The 19559-nt window shown below is 38.3% G+C and carries 15 protein-coding genes, 1 tRNA gene and 1 pseudogene; 14 read left to right on the forward strand and 3 right to left on the reverse strand.

Annotated elements, in window-relative coordinates:
- Positions 1 to 14: 14 nt before the first annotated feature.
- Both ACIPKN_RS00005 and ACIPKN_RS00010 read left to right on the forward strand, forming a co-directional pair.
- A tRNA-Glu gene (locus ACIPKN_RS00005) sits at positions 15 to 86 on the forward strand.
- 387 nt (positions 87 to 473) lie between these two features.
- Complete coding sequence (locus ACIPKN_RS00010; protein ID WP_400932238.1) at positions 474 to 3251, forward strand: S-layer homology domain-containing protein; 2778 nt, start codon at positions 474 to 476, stop codon at positions 3249 to 3251.
- 110 nt (positions 3252 to 3361) lie between these two features.
- Here ACIPKN_RS00010 and ACIPKN_RS00015 read toward each other — a convergent pair whose 3' ends face one another.
- The gene (locus ACIPKN_RS00015) at positions 3362 to 4000 is read right to left on the reverse strand and encodes an NAD(P)H-binding protein (protein WP_400932241.1); all 639 of its coding nucleotides are present in this window, start codon (positions 3998 to 4000) and stop codon (positions 3362 to 3364) included.
- Positions 4001 to 4153: 153 nt separating this feature from the next.
- Here ACIPKN_RS00015 and dpaL point away from each other — a divergent pair, with 153 nt between their 5' ends.
- The 4 genes from dpaL (at position 4154) to ACIPKN_RS00035 (ending at position 8129) form a co-directional block, all read left to right on the forward strand.
- On the forward strand, positions 4154 to 5365 hold the full coding sequence (gene dpaL / locus ACIPKN_RS00020; RefSeq protein ID WP_400932244.1) for a diaminopropionate ammonia-lyase: 1212 nt from the start codon (positions 4154 to 4156) through the stop codon (positions 5363 to 5365).
- Between the two features lie 467 nt (positions 5366 to 5832).
- Positions 5833 to 6594: a MerR family transcriptional regulator gene (locus ACIPKN_RS00025; protein ID WP_400932247.1), complete on the forward strand. Its 762-nt coding sequence runs from the start codon at positions 5833 to 5835 to the stop codon at positions 6592 to 6594.
- 109 nt (positions 6595 to 6703) lie between these two features.
- Positions 6704 to 7153 carry a TraR/DksA C4-type zinc finger protein gene (locus ACIPKN_RS00030; RefSeq protein WP_400932250.1) on the forward strand — a complete coding sequence of 150 codons (450 nt, stop codon included), beginning with the start codon at positions 6704 to 6706 and terminating at the stop codon, positions 7151 to 7153.
- 49 nt (positions 7154 to 7202) lie between these two features.
- Positions 7203 to 8129 (forward strand): dipeptidase, encoded by a 927-nt coding sequence (locus ACIPKN_RS00035; RefSeq protein WP_400932253.1) that lies wholly within the window; start codon positions 7203 to 7205, stop codon positions 8127 to 8129.
- Positions 8130 to 8221: 92 nt separating this feature from the next.
- Here ACIPKN_RS00035 and ACIPKN_RS00040 read toward each other — a convergent pair whose 3' ends face one another.
- Positions 8222 to 9142: a 1,4-dihydroxy-2-naphthoate polyprenyltransferase gene (locus tag ACIPKN_RS00040; RefSeq protein ID WP_132364620.1), complete on the reverse strand. Its 921-nt coding sequence runs from the start codon at positions 9140 to 9142 to the stop codon at positions 8222 to 8224.
- A gap of 610 nt (positions 9143 to 9752) precedes the next feature.
- Here ACIPKN_RS00040 and ACIPKN_RS00045 point away from each other — a divergent pair.
- From ACIPKN_RS00045 to ACIPKN_RS00080, 8 genes and pseudogenes are all read left to right on the forward strand, one after another.
- Positions 9753 to 11138 carry an isochorismate synthase gene (locus ACIPKN_RS00045; RefSeq protein ID WP_400932257.1) on the forward strand — a complete coding sequence of 462 codons (1386 nt, stop codon included), beginning with the start codon at positions 9753 to 9755 and terminating at the stop codon, positions 11136 to 11138.
- Positions 11131 to 12855, forward strand: a complete 1725-nt coding sequence (menD, locus tag ACIPKN_RS00050) for a 2-succinyl-5-enolpyruvyl-6-hydroxy-3-cyclohexene-1-carboxylic-acid synthase (RefSeq protein WP_400932260.1) — start codon at positions 11131 to 11133, stop codon at positions 12853 to 12855. The genes ACIPKN_RS00045 and menD overlap by 8 nt, the downstream gene beginning before the upstream one ends.
- Positions 12843 to 13676, forward strand: coding sequence for a 2-succinyl-6-hydroxy-2,4-cyclohexadiene-1-carboxylate synthase (gene menH, locus ACIPKN_RS00055; RefSeq protein WP_400932263.1), 834 nt, complete (start codon positions 12843 to 12845; stop codon positions 13674 to 13676). The genes menD and menH overlap by 13 nt, the downstream gene beginning before the upstream one ends.
- A gap of 160 nt (positions 13677 to 13836) precedes the next feature.
- Positions 13837 to 14655 (forward strand): 1,4-dihydroxy-2-naphthoyl-CoA synthase, encoded by an 819-nt coding sequence (gene menB / locus ACIPKN_RS00060; protein WP_132364614.1) that lies wholly within the window; start codon positions 13837 to 13839, stop codon positions 14653 to 14655.
- An 86-nt stretch (positions 14656 to 14741) separates the two neighbouring features.
- The gene (locus ACIPKN_RS00065; protein WP_400932266.1) at positions 14742 to 15248 is read left to right on the forward strand and encodes a hypothetical protein; all 507 of its coding nucleotides are present in this window, start codon (positions 14742 to 14744) and stop codon (positions 15246 to 15248) included.
- Between the two features lie 101 nt (positions 15249 to 15349).
- Positions 15350 to 16777 carry an o-succinylbenzoate--CoA ligase gene (locus tag ACIPKN_RS00070; protein WP_400932269.1) on the forward strand — a complete coding sequence of 476 codons (1428 nt, stop codon included), beginning with the start codon at positions 15350 to 15352 and terminating at the stop codon, positions 16775 to 16777.
- Between the two features lie 53 nt (positions 16778 to 16830).
- Positions 16831 to 17022 (forward strand): annotated as a pseudogene (locus tag ACIPKN_RS00075) (hypothetical protein); the annotation flags it as partial.
- Between the two features lie 277 nt (positions 17023 to 17299).
- Positions 17300 to 18586, forward strand: a complete 1287-nt coding sequence (locus ACIPKN_RS00080) for a transglutaminase domain-containing protein (RefSeq protein WP_400932273.1) — start codon at positions 17300 to 17302, stop codon at positions 18584 to 18586.
- Here ACIPKN_RS00080 and ACIPKN_RS00085 read toward each other — a convergent pair.
- Positions 18532 to 19503 (reverse strand): metal ABC transporter solute-binding protein, Zn/Mn family, encoded by a 972-nt coding sequence (locus ACIPKN_RS00085; protein WP_400932276.1) that lies wholly within the window; start codon positions 19501 to 19503, stop codon positions 18532 to 18534. The genes ACIPKN_RS00080 and ACIPKN_RS00085 overlap by 55 nt on opposite strands.
- Between the last annotated feature and the right edge of the window lie 56 nt (positions 19504 to 19559).

The following is a 19559-nucleotide window of genomic DNA, read 5'->3' on the forward strand; positions in this document are numbered from 1 at the left end:
CCTTCTCCGCCATTGGCCCGTTGGTCAAGTGGTTAAGACACCGCCCTTTCACGGCGGTAACACGGGTTCGAATCCCGTACGGGTCATACTGAAATGCAGTAGATGTAATTTACATCTACTGCATTTTTTTTTATGGTACTTTATCAGACAACGAAAATTCCTTTCCGTCGAACCGCTGTTGCAGTTAGAATAGCTAGTCTGCTTATTTATCATTCTTCCGCTTATCACGTTTAGAGACAATCGTGTATAACCTTCATTTGGCCTTTGCTCTAAACTATCTAAAAAGCTAAAAACCAACCTTAAGATTCGCGCCTCCCATAAAATTAGGTAATTCATATAGAAAAAAATATGTGTTCACTATTAAATTGGACAAATAATCCATGGTAAATAGCTATAATATTGGTATATCCTTTGGAATATAGCTATCTTTCTTTTATAATGGGAATGAATAGAATTCATAGGAGGTAATAAATGTGAAAAAAAAGCAGGGTAAATGGATTATGAGTGCAGCTTCTGCTGCTTTGATTGCTGCAGCTGTTGTTCCGACTGCAAGTGCGGCTAACTTTACAGACATTGCAAAAAATGACCATAAAGAGGCCATTTTGGCACTAGCAGATGCAAAAATTGTAGCTGGATATCCAGACGGTTCGTTTAAGCCAAACGGGGTCCTTACGAAAGGCAATGTAACGAAATTTTTAGGGAAATGGCTTGTATTAGAACACTTCCAAGTGCCAGCAGACTACAATAAAAAAGTACGTTTTACAGACATGCCTACATCTTCAAAAGATAAAGAATTACTACAATATGCAGCGCTTATAAATGATACTGGTATTTTCAAAGGGACTAACAACAAGTTATTACCTTCCGAGTATATCTCGCGCGAACAAATGGCTTCTATTTTAGTACGTGCAATTGAAAAAGTTTACGATATCGATTTAATTGCGATGTATAAAAAAGAAAACTTTAAATCATCTATTACAGATTTAAAAGTAGCTTCACCAGAAAATCATGAGGCTATCATCGCATTAGAATATGCAAAAATTACAAACGTAAAGACATTTAATCCGAAAAAAACACTAACACGTGGTCAATTTTCGTCATTTTTACATCGTTCAATGACGAATATCAGTGAAATGGTAAGAGGACCCGAAGTGTCCATCCAAACAGTTAAAGTTATAGATGCAAAAACACTACAGGTAACATTAACAGATGGGACAAGCCATAAGGTAACATTAGCGACACCGCTTACTGAAAATGTGGAAACGAAGGTAGATTTCAAAATTAATGACAAACCATATTCCGCTGTTGTTACATATGAAGTGAATGAGTTAAATGTACAATCCATTGAGGGAATTAATGCTTCTCAGATTAAAGTTGTTTTCAACCAAGCTATTGATCCACTTTCTGTGATAAAAGCAGATGGGAAATTACAGGATAATGTTGTAGCTTTCTCTAATGTGGATACTTTAAGAGCACTATCGGTTATAAAAACAGAAATCAGCGCTGATAAAAAATCAATCACCTTTACAATGAATGAATCATTAAAAGGTACACATCGTTATGTGTTCAGTAACATCAAATCGGAAAAGGGCGCAGTGCTTCAAAAAGTAGATGCGAATTTTGTTATTGCTGGAGATACACAAGCACCTACGATTTTAGGAACAACGCAAGGAAAAAATTCTTCAATCGTTAAAGTGCAGTTTTCTAAGCCAATGGCAGCATTTCCAAATGAACGCATTCAATTTACATTAGCAAATGGTACAAAGGTATCGAATGTAGTTGGAAGCATTGAGCAAAACTCAACTGAAGCGACATTTGACTTATCAGCTGCAACAATAAATGGTGTGTATTTAGCACCTGGTACAGCTGTTCAAATTACATTCGTAGCGTCAGCAGATATAGCAGGGAATATTATTTCACCAAACCCTTCAACTGTAACAGTGAAAAAGGGAGATAAGGATGGTGTTCCACCGACACTATCTTCTGTTACACAAACTGGACCAAATACGTTCCAGCTATTGTTCTCAGAGGAGATTCAACCACTTTATTCATATGACCTTTCAGTGAAAAGCGGCCAGACTTCAATTTCTGTGAATTCTGTAGAGAAAGATCCTAAAAATGGTCGTTTATTTAATGTTACGGTGGATCCAAAAAGCTCGCTTCAAGGAATTACAACGATTGGGACAGCTTCTAGTCGTGTAATAACCGACTTATCAGGTGAAACGGCAACATTCTCAACAGCGTATAACTTTATAAGAGATGACAGAGCGCCAGCCCTAATGAATTCTGAAATTGTTTACGAGGATAGTGTAGAATATTTACAATTAACTTTCGATAAGCCAGTACAGTTAGGCGTTAACGCAAAAGCATCATTTACTGGAAAATTCGTGAATAATTACATTTTATATGAGGTATCAAGAGGACCTCAAAGTGATATTCAGATTGTAAAAGATCAACCTACGAAATTACGTGTTAAAATGGCAGGACTGCTAGGCATGTATGATACAAAGGGAGCTCTTTACGACGGCAAATTAAATTTATTTAATGTTACTAATTTATACGGTGTGCCAGTCACTGAGGTGCAAAATGTTAAATTTACACGTAACGGTGATTTAAATATAAATGGCAATAAATTAGCTTTATCGCAATACAATGCAATTCAAACATCTGCAACAGATTATTCTATTAAAGATAATAATATTGTTTATTTAAATTTCAATTATCCTGTTGATCCAGCACTTGCTCAAAATGTTCAAAATTATAGTATTGATAATGCTCAGGTAGAAAGTGCTGTTGTAGAGGGATCCAATTTAAATCGTATTAAGCTCACATTGAAAAAGGATTCAAATTATTTTAATGGCACACGAAACTTCACGATTAAAGGCTTAAGAGCAGCAAACTCTATGGAACCATTTGATGAGGTGCGAACATCCATTAACCTTAAAGAAAATATTGCACCAAAGGTTGTAACTGTTAATGTTAGTAATTCACAAACATTAGAGCTTGTTTTCAGTGAACCAGTAATAAACGTTAATAATTTGGATTTTAATATTACTGTGAATGGTTCTTCGGTAGCAGGAACTACCTATCCACAAGGTAATGATAGAGTATTAATTACAATACCTCAGAATGGCTATTTATTTGATAACGGCAGAAGTGTTACGATTCAAGCTTCACCTCGTAATAATATTATGGATTTCAATGGGAATAAATTAGATTTCATTTCTCAAACAATTACAGTACAAAGATAAATAAAAAGGGATTAAGCAAAAATTTACTACGATTTATCTTTAATTAAAAAATAGCATGCTGGATATATTCTCAGCATGCTATTTTCTCATATCTTTTTATTGCGATTTCACTAATGAGAGATAAACGGTGCTTTATGCACGTATTTTGTATTATCAATATGATCAATGATAAAGGTGGCTATATCTTGATTCGTAATTTTTGTACCAGGCATATCCGTCAGGTTTTCCTTTATCTGATTGGATGTTAAACTATCTTTTACAAACGGTAATCTAATTAGTGTCCATTTGATCTGTTTGTTATTTAATAAATATTCCCATTCCAATTTTTTATCTTGCATCATTTTTGAAAGGAAAACTTCAAATATCTTTGCTCCTAAACGATTCATCATGCTTTTTTCGTCCTCTTTAATCGTTAGAGAACCACCTGAAACACCTATATAACGACTAATGTTTAATTCTTTCATCACATTAAAAATATTATTTGTAACTTTGCTATATATAGGTTCCTCTTTAGTTGGTTGACCAAATGTATTAATAACAACTTGACTATCTTTAAGAAGTTCTCGGATGTTTTCTATATCCTGTACCTGCCCTTTCACTATTTCAATTGCATCATTTTGATCCAGTAACTTTTCAGGATTTCTAACAAGCATCCGAACATGGTATCCTTTTTGGATGGCTTGAGTTGCTATATGCCTTCCTACTTTCCCTGTTCCTCCAATTATCGCTATCTTATAAGGATTATCCATTATATACCTCCTATTTATTATGTTGGTAGATATACGATAAACCCTATCAAAAGGATTCAAATTTTTCTTTTTTTACTAAAGTATGTAATATGGTTTTGTTTTGCGAATCTATAAGCTAAGATGAAAATAGTACAAAAACTAGGGGGGATATGGATGGGGAAATTATTGTGGACTAACAACCAACAATATTTGTTACAGAAGAATGTAGAACAAGTAGTACCTTTTCTACGTCATTTTTCACCAGAACAAGTAAATCGTGTTGGTAAATTTCAGCGTACATATGAGAAGTTTGAAAGCACTCCATTACGATGCTTAAATACTTTTGCATCATTCGTTGGGGTACAAAGTATTGTGGTAAAAGATGAATCTTATCGATTTGGCTTAAATGCATTTAAAGTATTAGGTGGCGTGTATGCAATTGGGCATTACGTTGCTAAAAAGTTAGATAGAAATATTGATGAGCTATCGTTTGACCAGCTTAAATCACCTGAAATAAAGGAGCAGTTAGGGGACTTAACGTTTATTTCAACGACAGATGGCAATCATGGTCGTGGAGTGGCATGGGCTGCTAGAGAGCTTGGTTTGAAAGCTCGCATTTATATGCCTGCTGGTAGTGCAGAGGAGCGCCTCCAAAATATTAAAAATGAAGGTGCATATGCTGAAATAACAACAATGAATTATGATGATACAGTTCGTTATACCTCACAACTAGCAACAGAAAATGGATGGGTCGTTATTCAAGATACGATGTGGGAAGGCTATGAAGAAATTCCGTTATGGATAATGCAAGGCTATACAACACTAATAAAAGAAGCCGCCCTGCAGTTGGAAAAAGCACCTACCCATGTATTTTTGCAAGCTGGGGTTGGATCTTTTGCAGGGGCAGTTGTAGCTTTCTTACAACAATATTATGAGCAAGAGATTACATTTGTCTTAGTTGAGCCTTTTGTAGCGAATTGCTATTATGAAAGCTTTAAAGCAGGAGATGAACAGTTTGTAACGGTTGGTGGAGAGATGCAAACAATTATGGCAGGTCTTGCTTGTGGTGAGCCGAATCCACTTGCTTGGGACCTGTTAAAGACTTATACGAAAGTAAGTATTTGCTGTGATGAAGAAGTTGCCGCAATAGGTATGCGTATTCTAGGAAATCCACTAGCGACAGATGCACGAATTATTGCTGGAGAATCGGGAGCTGCCCCAGTTGGATGTTTTTATGAATTGATGACGAATGAGCAATATACAGAACTGAAGGAAACATTACAATTAGATGAAAATTCTCGAGTGTTGTTTATTAACACTGAGGGTGACACAGATGTAGAAAACTATAGAAATATTGTGTGGCATGGCAAGTATGCAAAAATTTAACTTCTTTCAGTGGATGTCCAAACATCTGTACCTGTTGCTACGCATTCGGTACAAAAGACATCCGCTAAAATAGATGAACTTAGTCTAAGAACACCACGCCCTGTGGCAACGGCTGAGTGGCCAACGTCATGCTGTTGCTGACGCTTCGCTTTCGCACAGACAAAAACATGTTGCTGACGCTACGTTTTCGTGCAGACAAAAACACGTTGCTGACGCTACGTTAGCTCTACGCTTCCGCACAAAAAACATTTGTTGGCCTAAACCCTACGGATTATGCCAGGCATAATTGATTTTAAAGAAAAAGCAAACTAGTGTTAATAAAACGTTCTAGTTTGCTTTTTTTATTTACTGGGTCGGATCATCGACGCCAGTCGGAACGGAAATCAACCTAACGTTTTTTCTTAATTTTTTTCTTGACCTTAACGTTGCGTAAACATTTACAGTAGCATTAGTGGAGGTGAAAAAATGTGGAATATACAATTCAAGAGCTTGCTCAATTATCCGGGGTTAGCACCAGAACACTGCGTTATTATGATGAAATTGGATTACTAAAGCCTGCAAGAACGAATGAGGCGGGCTATCGATTTTATGGACAGTTTGAAGTTGATATGCTCCAGCAAATTTTATTTTATAGAGCATTAGATATGAAGCTAGGAACAATTAAGGAAATTATTAAAGCGCCTGATTTTCAACATACAGCGGCACTCAAAAATCATCGTACTGCTTTACTGAAACGCAAGGAGCAGCTGGAAAAGATATTACAAACAGTAGAAAAAACCATTCAATCTATTGAGGAGGAACAACCGATGGCAAATGAAGAGAAATTTAATGGACTAAAAGAGAAGCTAATCGAGGAAAATGAAAAGCAATATGGTCAAGAAATTCGTGCAAAATATGGTGATAAAACAGTTGATGCATCAAATGCCAAGGTAATGAATATGACAGAGGAACAGTATGAAGCAATGCAACAGCTAGAACAGCAATTATTTAATCGTTTAAAAGAAGCGATGGATATCGGCGATACGAACAACGATGTGGCAATGGAGGTTGCAGAGCTTCATAAGCGTTGGCTTAGCTTTACATGGTCACAATATTCTAAAGAGGCACATGCAGGTATAGCTCAGATGTATTTAGCGGATGAACGCTTTTCAGCATATTACGATGAGCGTGTTTCTAAAGGAGCAGCACAATTTTTACATGATGCCATTATCAATTTCACTCTAGCGTAAATGTACTAAATGAAGATACATTATAAAAAAATAAGTGATTCATCCGCATGCTTTCATGTTTTAGAAATATTAATTTAGGAAAAAATGAAGGCATGAGGAGGAGATTTTTTTGAACCCACAAGTAATGGAAAAATTAAGGAAGCAATTAGAGCAAGAATTACAGGAAATAGAGAAGCGACTTGAGGAATCAGAGCGTCCACAAGCGACAGAGCTATCTAATTATGATAATCATCCAGCTGACAATGCGAGTGATTTAACAGATCAGCTAACGGAAATGGCGGTTGACGAGCACCGGGGTGACGATGCTGAAGAAATAAAAGCTGCGCTTCAAGCGATGGAAGACGGTACGTATGGTAAATGTGCTGTATGTGGTGAAGAGATTCCTATTGGTCGCTTAGAAGCTATGCCGAAAGCATTGACATGTGTTGAGCACGCAGAGCACAGAGAAGAAAATTTAAGGCCAGTAGAGGAAGATGTGTTGTCTTCTACGCCAAGATCGGATGATTTCATAGAACTTGAGGAATTTGGCTCTTCTGATACACCTCAAGATAAAAGTTAGTAAGCATTTTCGCTCACAGGCAGTATAATAGCTGTATGGGGGTGAGGATATGGACATAATTGATTTACACTGCGATGCTCTATTGAAATTAACAACTTTAGAAGCGGCAAAATTTGAAGATGATGTACGTTTGCAAGCTAATCGACAGAGATTACAATTAGGGCGTGTTAAGGCACAAGTATTTGCTATTTTTATTAATCCTAAAATTCCGCAAAGTATGCGATTTTTAGAGACAGTGCGGCAAATTGAAGCCTTCCATACACATGTATTACAAACTGAAGGCATGGTGCATATTACGAATTGGTCGCAATTAGATACTTTAGCTCCGCATGAAATTGGTGCAATTTTAAGCTTAGAGGGCTGTGGTCCAATCGGCGAAGATTTAGCAAAGCTTTCTGCAATATTAGATGCAGGAGTGAAGCTAGTCGGCTTAACGTGGAATGAAGAAAATGCTGTGGCCCACGGTGCTGAACAAGATGCAAGCCTTGGTTTAAAATCATTTGGTAAAGAGGTTATAAACTTGCTAAATGAGCGAGATATCATTATCGATGTCTCGCATTTAAATGAACAGAGTTTCTGGGATGTCTTACCATTAGCGAAGCATATTATTGCGAGCCATAGCAATGCACGTGCAATTTGTGATCATCCAAGAAATTTAACGGACGCTCAGGCAAAAGCACTTGTCGAGCATGGAGGGCATATTCATGTTGTTTACTACCCGCCTTTTATCCATGACAATGCTACGCTAGATGATTTAGTAGCGCATGTGAAGCATCTAGTGAATATAGTAGGGGTAGAGCACCTTGGACTAGGTTCAGACTTCGATGGAATAGATACAACTGTAAAAGGATTAGCACACGCAGGAGAGGCACAAAATTTGTTAGAGGCGTTACGTGAACATTTTTCAACCGAAGAAGTTCGTGGTATTGCAATTGAAAATTTTAGATGCTATGTAAAAAGTGCAGCAGCCCGTTAAAGCTGCTGCATCTTTAACTTCTCCCAGAAGTCAATGCCTCTCGGCACAAAGCCGGTTCCGGACCAATTATGCTGAGGCATAATTGATTAATATTAATAAAAGAAATATTGAATTAATAAACCGATTCCTAAGAGGAAGCCGAAGAATGTATTTGTTTGCGCTGTAAATTTCATCGCAGGCATAACTTCTTTCGCTTCTTTTTTATCGCGGAAAATTTGGATCGCACGAAGTGGTTTTGGAACGCTTAAGAAAATGATTAGAGCCCAAAAAGTAATACCATCAATTGCTACAAGAGCGATTACCCATAAATATGAAACGATAAAAAAGCCAGATAGCACAGAAATGGCATTATCTCGACCTACTAAAATAGCAAGCGTTCTTCGACCACCCTCTGTATCGCCAACAATATCACGGATATTGTTGGACAGCATGATAGCTCCAACTAAAATCATACTCGGTACTGAAAGCAAAACAGCGTCTAATGTCACAGTAAGCGTTTGAATATAAAATGCGATTAAAACAATCCCCATTCCCATAACAGCGCCAGAGACAATTTCTCCAAATGGTGAATAGGCTATTGGGTATGGTCCGCCAGTATATAAAAAACCAATAAGCATACAAACAAGCCCAACAGCAGCAAGCCACCAAGAGGTTGAGGCACATATGTAAATGCCAAGCAGCATAGCGATTGCGTAAAAGCTTAAGGCAATCATCATAATTGTTTTTGGTTGAACACCGTGACGCACAATCGTTCCGCCGATACCGACAGAATTTTCATTGTCCAATCCTAATTTGTAATCGTAATATTCATTGAACATATTTGTTGCTGCTTGTATAAGCATACTTGCAATGAGCATAGCAAAAAATAGTCCAAAATCAATTGTTTGTTTTTCAATTGCTAAAGCAATCGCTGTTCCTAAAAATACTGGAACGAATGAAGCGGTTAAAGTATGTGGACGTGTTAAATGCCACCAAACTTTAAAACCCCTATCAGCTTCAATGACTTTGGTCATAAGGTCTTTCTCTCCTTCAAATGTTGTAGACTATTCTTATTTTATACGAAGAATGAGAAAATGGATAGGTTCACAGCTTATTACATACAGTCCAATAAAAAAAATGATACAATAGAACATGCATTTATGAACTGAAAACAATAATTAAGATAATAGCAACAGTACGAAGAATAGGCTAGCAAATAAAAAAATATGATGTAAAAAAGTACAAATGCTCATGTCATTATGCAAAGTTTTGGTCAATTTGTTCTAAAGAAAAGGTTCATCACCAAAAGTTTGGATGACATTTGTTAAAACGTCTACTATGTAAATAAGTTGATTGGAGTGAGGCTGGGCGACTACTTGGGGATTAGCGATATAGATGAACGAAGGCTAAAACCATCACATCCTGTGATAACGCCTTCGTGACCAACCTCGTGCTGGCCCGAGACCCTGGAGCGAGCAAAGCGACAGCTACAAAGCGCTCAGTCGGAACGGAAATCAACCACACGTTTTGGTGATGATCCAAAGAAAAGCCAAAGCAGTTGATATTTATGAGAAAGTGTAGAACGAGTACAAAACATACCGTGCGTCATTCATTATGTACATTGCAACAACGGAGGTAATTTTCATGCAACAGAAGTGGTACCAAGCCACAGAGATAGAAGTGGACTCTTTGGGCCAAAGCCTTCATTTTTATATGGAAACAATTGAAGTTAGTCGCTTATCGGCGCTCGCATTTTATGCAGCGGGCGAGGAGCATTATAAAGGTGAACGATTTTATTGGCAAAATAGAGAAAAAACAATGACATTAGTAGGGCTAGGACATGCCTATACGATTCAAAGTAACGCCAAAAATGATCGCTTCGATGCAATAGAAGCAGAGTGGAAAAATTTAACGAAAAACTGTGTGAAGGGACAAAGCGAGCTACAGCCAATTTTGTTTGGCGGATTTACATTCGATCCGCAAAATGAAGTAACTGGGGAATGGACAGACTTTCCAGAGGCTTATTTTGCACTTGCAACTTACCAGCTTGTTATTCGTGATGACAAAGCGTTTGTAAGTATTCATCTTATTTCGAAAAATGAGCAAGCAGCAACTCAATTTGAAGCGCTACGTAAAGAGCGAGATCATTTAATTCATGCAGCTCAAGTAAAAGAAGTGAAAACGTATTCAAAGCCTGAAATCACAAGTTACTTTGAGCCATACAAGGAGCCGTATTTAGCTTCGATTGACCAAGTAACAGCATTGATTAAGCAGAAGAAAGCAGATAAAGTCGTTATTGCACGCTCACTAGCATTGCAATTTAAAGAACAAGTTTCTTCACCACAGGTACTCTCACAAATTATTCATGAGCAGCCAGAGAGCTATTTATTTGGTTTAGAACGTCAAAAATTATTGTTCTTTGGTGCGTCCCCTGAACGTCTTGTAAAAGTAGAAGAGGGGCGAGCCTTTTCATCTTGTGTAGCAGGCTCTATTAAACGTGGTAAGACAGCAGAGGAAGATGAAGCCTTTGGACAAAGCTTATTAAATGATTCGAAAAATGGTGGCGAGCATCAATATGTTGTCGATATGATTGCGGAAACATTCCGTAAAAATTGTATAGAGATGACAATACCTGATGGCCCACGCTTACTAAAAATTAGAGATATACAACATTTATATACACCTGTTGAAGGTCAGTTAAATAATGAGGCAACAATATTACAACTGACAAAATCTTTGCATCCAACGCCAGCTTTAGGCGGTGTGCCAAGGAAAGAGGCAATGGCAGCTATACGTAAGTATGAGCCTATGAATCGTGGGCTTTACGCTGCTCCAATTGGTTGGGTAGATGCTGACGGCAATGGGGAATTTGCAGTGGCCATTCGTTCAGCTGCTTTACTTAAGGACAAAGCTTATTTATATGCTGGTGGCGGTATTGTAGCAGATTCAGAGCCACAATCTGAATATGAGGAAACATTAGTGAAATTCCGTCCAATGCTTCGTGCGCTAGGAGGACAATTACATGAGTGAACGGAAAATATTAACGGATTATGTTTATAAAATGGTAGCATCACTAGTACAAGCTGGTGTTGAAAACGTTGTTGTCAGCCCTGGCTCACGTTCGACACCTTTAGCTTATGCATTTGCTTCAACGAAACAGCTTCATATGTATCGTCAAGTTGATGAACGATCAGCTGCCTTTTTTGCGCTAGGAATTGCAAAGGCTACAGCAAAACCTGTTGTTCTTTTATGTACATCGGGAACAGCTGCGGCAAACTATTTTCCTGCCATTGTTGAAGCAAGCTATGCTCGTGTACCGTTAATCGTCATTACAGCTGATCGTCCACATGAATTGCGAGAGGTGGGTGCACCACAGGCTATTAATCAGCCGAATTTATATGGTACAAATGTCAAATGGAGCGTGGATTTCCCTTTGGCAGATGGTGCCGCACCAACATTGCCGTTTATTGAGCGTCATACTGCACGTGCGGTAGCAGTGGCAATGAGCGCACCATTTGGACCAGTGCATATTAATGTACCGTTCAGAGAACCTTTGTTGATTGATTTTCAAGAGGTACTTCCAGAAGCGATATTTAAGCATAGCAGTATGGGTCAGTTAGTACCTTCAAAGGAGACTCAACAAGAGCTATCGGAGATTTTACGTGCAACCAAAAGAGGCTTTATTATTATTGGTGAGCTAGCACTCGGTACAGATTTAACAACTATGTGGGAGTTCATTCGCCAATTAAAATGGCCGGTCATTGTCGAGAGTTTATCTAATATGCGGTCATCTGTCCCAGAAGATTGTCTGCCCTATATGATCACGACGTATGATGCCATTTTGAAAAGTGAAGATTTTAAAGCATTAGTTGAACCAGATACGGTGCTACGTTTAGGAGCACAGCCTGTTTCTAAATTTATTATGCAATTTATTACAAAATCTCAGCCTAATGCTTATATTGTTGTCGATGAAGATCCGATGTTCCGTGATTCTACAGGTGTGTCTACTCATTTTGTTCATGCTAGTATTGGTGAGTGGCTCACGCAATTAGAAATCTCTGAAACAGCACTAGAAACAGAGTATTTAGCTGAGTGGCAGGATGCTAATGATATTGCACTTGAGTATATTGAACATTATGCTGACGGTGCGATTGATGAGGGAGCAATGGTAAGTCGATTACTAAAATTGATTCCGAATGGCAGTGATATTTTTGTTAGTAGCAGTATGCCAGTGCGTGATATTGATACGTTTTTAATGGCGACACCGAAGGATATTCGGATTGTTGCGAATCGTGGAACGAATGGTATTGATGGTGTCGTATCAACTGCAATGGGCTTTAGTCAAGGGAATAACCGTGAAACCTACTTGCTTATTGGCGATTTAGCCTTTTTACATGATGTCAACGGTCTCATTGCTTCAAGATACCAGGAATGCAATTTGACAATAATCGTTATGAATAATGATGGTGGTGGTATTTTCTCTTATTTACCACAAGCTACAGTTGAGGCGCATTATGAAGATTTATTTGGTACGCCAACAGCCCTTAAATTCCATGATATTGCCAATATGTACGATATGGATTATATACGAGTAGATGATATTTCAGAGCTATCAGTAAAGTTTACTACGATGAAAAAACGACCAATGCGCTTAATTGAAATTTTCACGAATCGAGAGGAAAATGTGTATGCGCATCGTGCACTATGGAATCGCATTAACGTAGGGTTAAAAGCATGGCAAAGCTAATGATTCGAGGGCTTGAAACATACGTAGAAATCTGGAATGAAGAAGCGGAGCAAACGCTCGTTGCATTGCATGGTTTTACAGGTAGTACGGCTACATGGCGAAATTTAGCGAAAGCTCTACCTAGTGTACGAGTGATTACCATTGATTTAATTGGCCATGGCCAAACAGCTATACCTCAACAAATTAGTCGTTTCTCTATGCAAGAACAAATCCAAGATTTAGAGGAAGTTTTTGGCCAGCTACAGCTCAAGAAATTTACGCTGCTAGGCTATTCAATGGGAGGAAGAGTTGCGTTATCGTATTCAACCTTCTACCCAGAACGCATTGACAAGCTCATTTTAGAAAGTGCTTCTCCAGGCTTACGAACTTCTAAGGAGCGTTCTGAACGCTGTGAGAGAGATAACGCTCTAGCTGAAAAAATAATTAGTAACGGTTTGTTATCATTTGTTAATGCGTGGGAGAACATTCCTTTGTTTGAATCTCAAAAGCGTTTATCGCATAGTGTACAAGAAGCTATTCGATTAGAACGACTTTCTCAGAAGGAGGAAGGCTTGGCAGGTAGTTTACGAGGGATTGGTACAGGCAGTCAGACATCGAATTGGATGTCATTGGAGAAGCTTGAATTTCCTGTTCTACTAATTACAGGCTCACTTGATGAGAAATTTTGTAAAATCGCACTAGAAATGAAAGCGTTATTAAAAAATGCCAAGCATGCGACGGTAAATGACGCAGGACATGCAATTCATGTGGAAAATCCCGCTGAGTTTGCTACAATAGTAGGGGAGTATTTAACTTCTTTCAACACCAATGAAAGAAGTTAAAGCCTCCGGCGGATGTCACGGAATCGGAAAGGAATTCTTTGTGCTTGCACAAAGCCGATTCCAGACACAATTATGCCGAGGCATAATTGATAGTAATATAATTTTTACGTTATCGCCTCGATTTTGAACGAGACGAATTTAATTATTAGGAGGCAATTCAATGACACGTCAATGGACAAGTTTACATACTTATGAAGACATTAAGTATGAGTTCTATAACGGTATCGCAAAAATTACGATCAACCGTCCAGAAGTGCGCAACGCATTCCGACCAAAAACGGTAATGGAAATGATCGATGCTTTTTCACGTGCACGTGATGACAAAAATGTTGGAGTTATCATTTTAACTGGTGAAGGTGAGCATGCCTTCTGTTCAGGTGGAGACCAAAAAGTACGCGGCCATGGTGGCTACGTTGGTGAAGATGAAATCCCACGTCTAAACGTTCTTGATTTACAACGTTTAATCCGTGTTATTCCAAAACCTGTAGTAGCAATGGTTGCAGGTTATGCAATCGGTGGAGGACACGTATTACACGTTGTCTGTGACTTAACAATTGCTGCTGACAACGCTCGTTTTGGACAAACTGGACCAAAAGTTGGTTCATTCGATGCTGGGTATGGTTCAGGCTATCTTGCACGTATTATCGGACATAAAAAGGCGCGTGAAATTTGGTACCTTTGCCGTCAATATGATGCACAGCAAGCACTTGATATGGGATTAGTTAACACGGTTGTTCCTTATGAGCAACTAGAAGATGAAACTGTACAATGGTGTGAAGAAATGCTACAAATGTCTCCAACTGCTCTACGCTTCTTAAAAGCAGCAATGAATGCAGATACAGACGGTTTAGCAGGTCTTCAACAAATGGCTGGCGACGCTACTCTTCTTTACTACACAACAGATGAAGCTAAAGAAGGTCGTGACGCATTCAAAGAAAAACGTCAACCAGATTTCGGTCAATTCCCAAGATTCCCTTGATTATCTGAAACGTTGAACGGCTCGTATCTTAATGAGATACGAGCTTTTTGTATATCTAAAGGAGCGAGACGGATAAACTTGCTAGAGTGGCGGAAAGTTATGGCTTAGCAACGGAAGCTCGTGCAATAGCAGGGGAACATGATGTTTTAGCGGCGGACCGTGAAGCAATAGCGGCGGACCGTGAAGCAATAGCGGCGGACCATGATGTTTTAGCGGCGGACCGTGATGCAATAGCGGCGGACCGTGATGCAATAGCGGCGGACCGTGATGCAATAGCGGCGGACCGTGATGCAATAGCGGCGGACCGTGATGCAATAGCGGGGGAACATGATGTTTTAGCGGCGGACCATGAAGCTTTAGCGGCGGACCATGAAGCTTTAGCGGCGGACCATGAAGCTTTAGCGGCGGACCATGAAGCTTTAGCGGCGGACCGTGAAGCTTTAGCGGCGGACCATGAAGCTTTAGCGACGGAACAAGATGCAATAGCGACGAAACAAGATGCATTAGCGGCGGAAAGCCATACTTTAACGGCGGAAACCCATGTTCTAGCTGCAGAAAGCCATACTTTAGCAGCGGAACAGCATGCCAAGTGACCTAAATTGTATAATAAAGTAGCAGAAAATCATGTCAGAGCACCGAATAGACGGATGATGCGATAAAGCGGTAAGATTAGGCTGATTGGAGGAATAATGAGATGTATTTAAATTGGATTTTACAGCGAGCGTATTTAACACCTTTACGAAACGGTTTAACATATAATGGGCAGACTTGGACATTTCAAGAATTAAATGATTTATCGTTAAAACGTGCATGTCAACTTACAGCACTGGATATTAAGCAAGGAGACCGTATTGCTATAATGGGGCCGAGTAAGCCTTCCTTGGTCATTATGATGTACGCGTGTATGCATTTACAATGTGAAATGGTCATGCTAAATCGTAGGCTAACACAGGATGAAATTGCCTATCAGCTAGAGGATTCAAAAGCTATGGCAGTATTAATTGCAGATGAGGATGTTGAAAAATTACCATCACATACGTCTTATTATTTATTTTCTACTATAGAAAAAAGTACGGAAGCGGCTATTGATATTACGAAAGAATGGTCTTTAAACCAAACAACATCGATTATGTATACATCTGGTACGACTGGTTTTCCAAAGGGCGTTTGCCAAACTGTCGGAAATCACCAGGCAAGTGCAACGGCCTCCGTTTTAAATATAGGTTTGCATACGGAGGATACTTGGTTATGTGCTGTACCACTTTTTCATATTAGTGGCTTTTCTATTTTAGTGCGCTCACTATTGTACGGTAATAAAGTGCATTTATATGATCAATTTGATGCAGAAGCCATTTCCAAAAATATTATGGATGGCGAGGTTACACATATGTCGGTAGTCGCTGTCACATTGGAAAGGATTTTACATACCCTTGAAAAGAAAAACGCACAAGCCTCACCGAAATTTAAAATGATGCTAGCAGGTGGTGGACCAGTGCCAGAAGATTATTTAAAGAGAGCGCATGCATTAAATTTAGCTGTAGCTCAAACGTATGGTATGACTGAAACTTCGTCACAAACTGCAACATTAGCTAATGAGGATGCGATGCGAAAAACTGGTTCTGCGGGAAAACCGTTATTTTTCAATCAAATTCGCATTGCTGAGCCGAATGACAATGGTGAAGGAGAAATTTGCATACGTGGCCCACATGTTACACCGGGGTATATTGGTCGTTTTGCCGACAAAAATGCAACGATTGATGGATGGCTTCATACTGGGGATATTGGTTATATAGATGAAGATGGTTATTTATTTGTCATTGATCGTCGGGCTGATTTAATTATTTCAGGTGGCGAAAATATTTATCCTGCTGAAATCGAAAATGTACTACTTACACACCCTGCTGTTAAAGAAGCGGGAGTATGCGGCATTGATGATGATGCTTGGGGGCAAGTACCAATCGCCTTTGTTGTATTAAAAGAAGAAGTACAGGTAGAGCAAATACGAGCATTTTGTCAAAAGAAGCTTGCGAAATATAAAATACCAAAAGATATTATTGTTACGGACGAGCTCCCTCGAAACGGTGCCAATAAGCTACTTCGTAGAAAATTAATGCACGAATAACAAAAAGAAGCCTCCATTATAGGTGTTTGACATTAAGGATTTAATTTTTTAAGATAGATTTTCAAAATGGGGGTAAAGCAATGAAATTTAAAGGATCTATATATTTAAACAAATTGTTTGAACCAGAAGAAAATTCTCTGAGAGTACTTATCGATAGGTGTAATGTGAACAATACCAAGGAGTTCGTGAAAATTACAGATAAGGTTGAAATAGAAGCATCCTCAGAAGCTGATCATCGGACGCCCCCAGGAAGCTTTGCTCTGCGCGAAAGCGAAGCGTCAGCGACAAAGCGCCTAGCCGGAACGGAAATCAACCCCTCATGTTGCCCAAAAGCCATACTTCCATTTGTTTCATTTAAACAATAGTTTTTTCTATCACTATAAAGAAGCCTTCATTTATAAGAAGGCTTCTTTTATTCGTTTTAAGAATCATTTTTAGTAAACTTTTAGGATTAAATTAATCATTCATTAACATAATAAGAAATTACGGGCATAAACTAGTTATTAAAGGAGAAAGACTCATATGAGAAAATATATATATAATGTTGTCATTATATTATTTGTTCTACAAATGAGTCATGTGCAAGTATTCGCAAACTATGAACAAAAGAATATCGCAACGGCCAATACAATAGAAACACTACAACATCTTATTCAAAAACAAGTCATGCAATTATCTACTGAATTTGATATTCGTTATACTGGTAATACGTCGGAAATAAAAGATGAACTATCAGAGCTTGTAAAACATGCTATTCAGGATCCATATATTTACGCCAATATTTCTAGTTTTAAATGGAAATATGATGGCTATGCCAATAATATTGTCATTAGTTTTGTGTTTACCTATCATATTACACAGAAAGAGGAGGTATTCGTAGAACAGACTTTGACGAATATTATTACACCTATGCATGGGTTAAGTGAATTGCAGAAAATACAGGCTGCACATGATTTTATCGTTCTATCTGCTGAATATTCGAAGGACACGAAAGGAAGTCAATATTCTCCCTACACATTGCTTACGGAGAACAAGGGAGTTTGTCAGGCATATGCTCTAGTGCTTTATCGAATGCTAGAGAAGCTAGGCTTTGAGGTACAATATGTGCCAGGAAATGTAGGGGAACAATTACACGCCTGGGTCTTAGTGAAGCTTGATAATGAATGGTATCATATAGATGTTACATGGGATGATCCATTGCCTGATCGTAAAGGTGAGGTCCGTTATCATTATTTTTTAGTGTCTGATCGCCAATTAGCTCAGGATCACTCTTGGGACTATACGAGTTTCCCAGCCGCTACAAGTGAAGCTTATTTTGATTTACAAAAAACGGATAAGGTTGAAGTTCTTACGAAACCGATACTAGATAGTCATTTTGCCTTTGATAAAGGGCTATTCATTTTAAGTAAAAATAAACAAACAGTAAAACAATTAATAGAACAGTCTAGACTGCTTTTTAAAAGTAATAGCGATAATTTTGTTCAGGTGCATTTAAATGAATGGGAACCAATCATTTTAGAAAGTAATATAGCCCAAGTAAAGGGTAATCGAAAGATAACACAAAATGCTATCCATAAGAAAAAAGGGCTAATTAGTATTTATAGAGTGGAAAAAAGAATGCCACAAGAAAAGTACGTCATAATAAAGGAGGTGTCCCATACTTTGTTCGGGGCACCTCCTTACTCATTTATTTGTGTTTATTTAACTTCTTTCAGCGAGTGTCCAAACGATTACGGACGCAATTATGCCGAGGCCTATTTCATTGCAGTATTTAAAGTTTTAATATTTCTCTTCATAAGGGTGAAGTAAGTTTCATTATTCTTTACATCATCTGCTGTTAAAACACTTAAATTGTGTAAGACAAGAGATTCTGCTCCGACCTCTTTTTGGATAACTTCAGCTAATTTAGAAGAGACATTTTGCTCGAATAAAATGTAGTGAATATGCAATTTATTTGCTTTATCAACAATCGCCGTAAGTTCTTTTTGAGAAGGCTCGTTTTGTGAGTTTAAACCGGCTATTGGAACTTGCTTTAATCCGTATTGTCCTGCGATATAGCCAAATGCTGCATGAGATACGAAGAACGTTTTCTCTTGCGCTTTATCAGCCATAGCTTTAAATTCATTGTCTAAATCTTGTAGTTCTTTTACTAATGCCTCGTAGTTAGCTGTAAATGTAGCTTCTTGTTCTGGCATTTTTTCAACTAGAGTGTTTTTAATGGAAAGTGCTAAGTCTTGACTTATAGTTGGAGATAGCCAAACATGTGGATCTACATTACCATGATCATGGTCCTCATGTCCGTGTCCATCTTCATCTTCGTGATCATCATGTGAGTGACCTGTGCTCACAGCTAATTTTTCATCTGAAACCTGATCTGCAGTTGCTACCATTGTTACATCTTCATTAGCCAGAGTCTTTTTAGCATTTTCAACAAAGCCTTCTAGCCCTAAGCCTATATAGAAAAACATATCGGCATCTGCTAATTTCATCATATCTTTTTGTGTTGGCTCAAATGTGTGCTCATTGGCGCCAGCAGGATAAATTGAAGAAACCTCTACAAAATCGCCACCAATTCGTTGTGCAAAATAACTTAATGGATAGACAGTTGTGTAAATTGTTAATTTATCCTTTTTCTCAGACTGTTTGGATGTAGCTGATTTATTCCCACAGGCAGCAGTGAATAGGGCAAGAACTGTAATTAAAAATAACAAAAATACTTTTTTCATCTTATAGTATACCTCTTTCAAATAGTAATCATTACGATTTGTTTTTTGAACAATTT

It is taken from the genome of Lysinibacillus sp. NPDC086135 (assembly GCF_044746345.1).
In the GTDB taxonomy this organism is placed as follows: Bacteria; Bacillota; Bacilli; order Bacillales_A; family Planococcaceae; genus Lysinibacillus.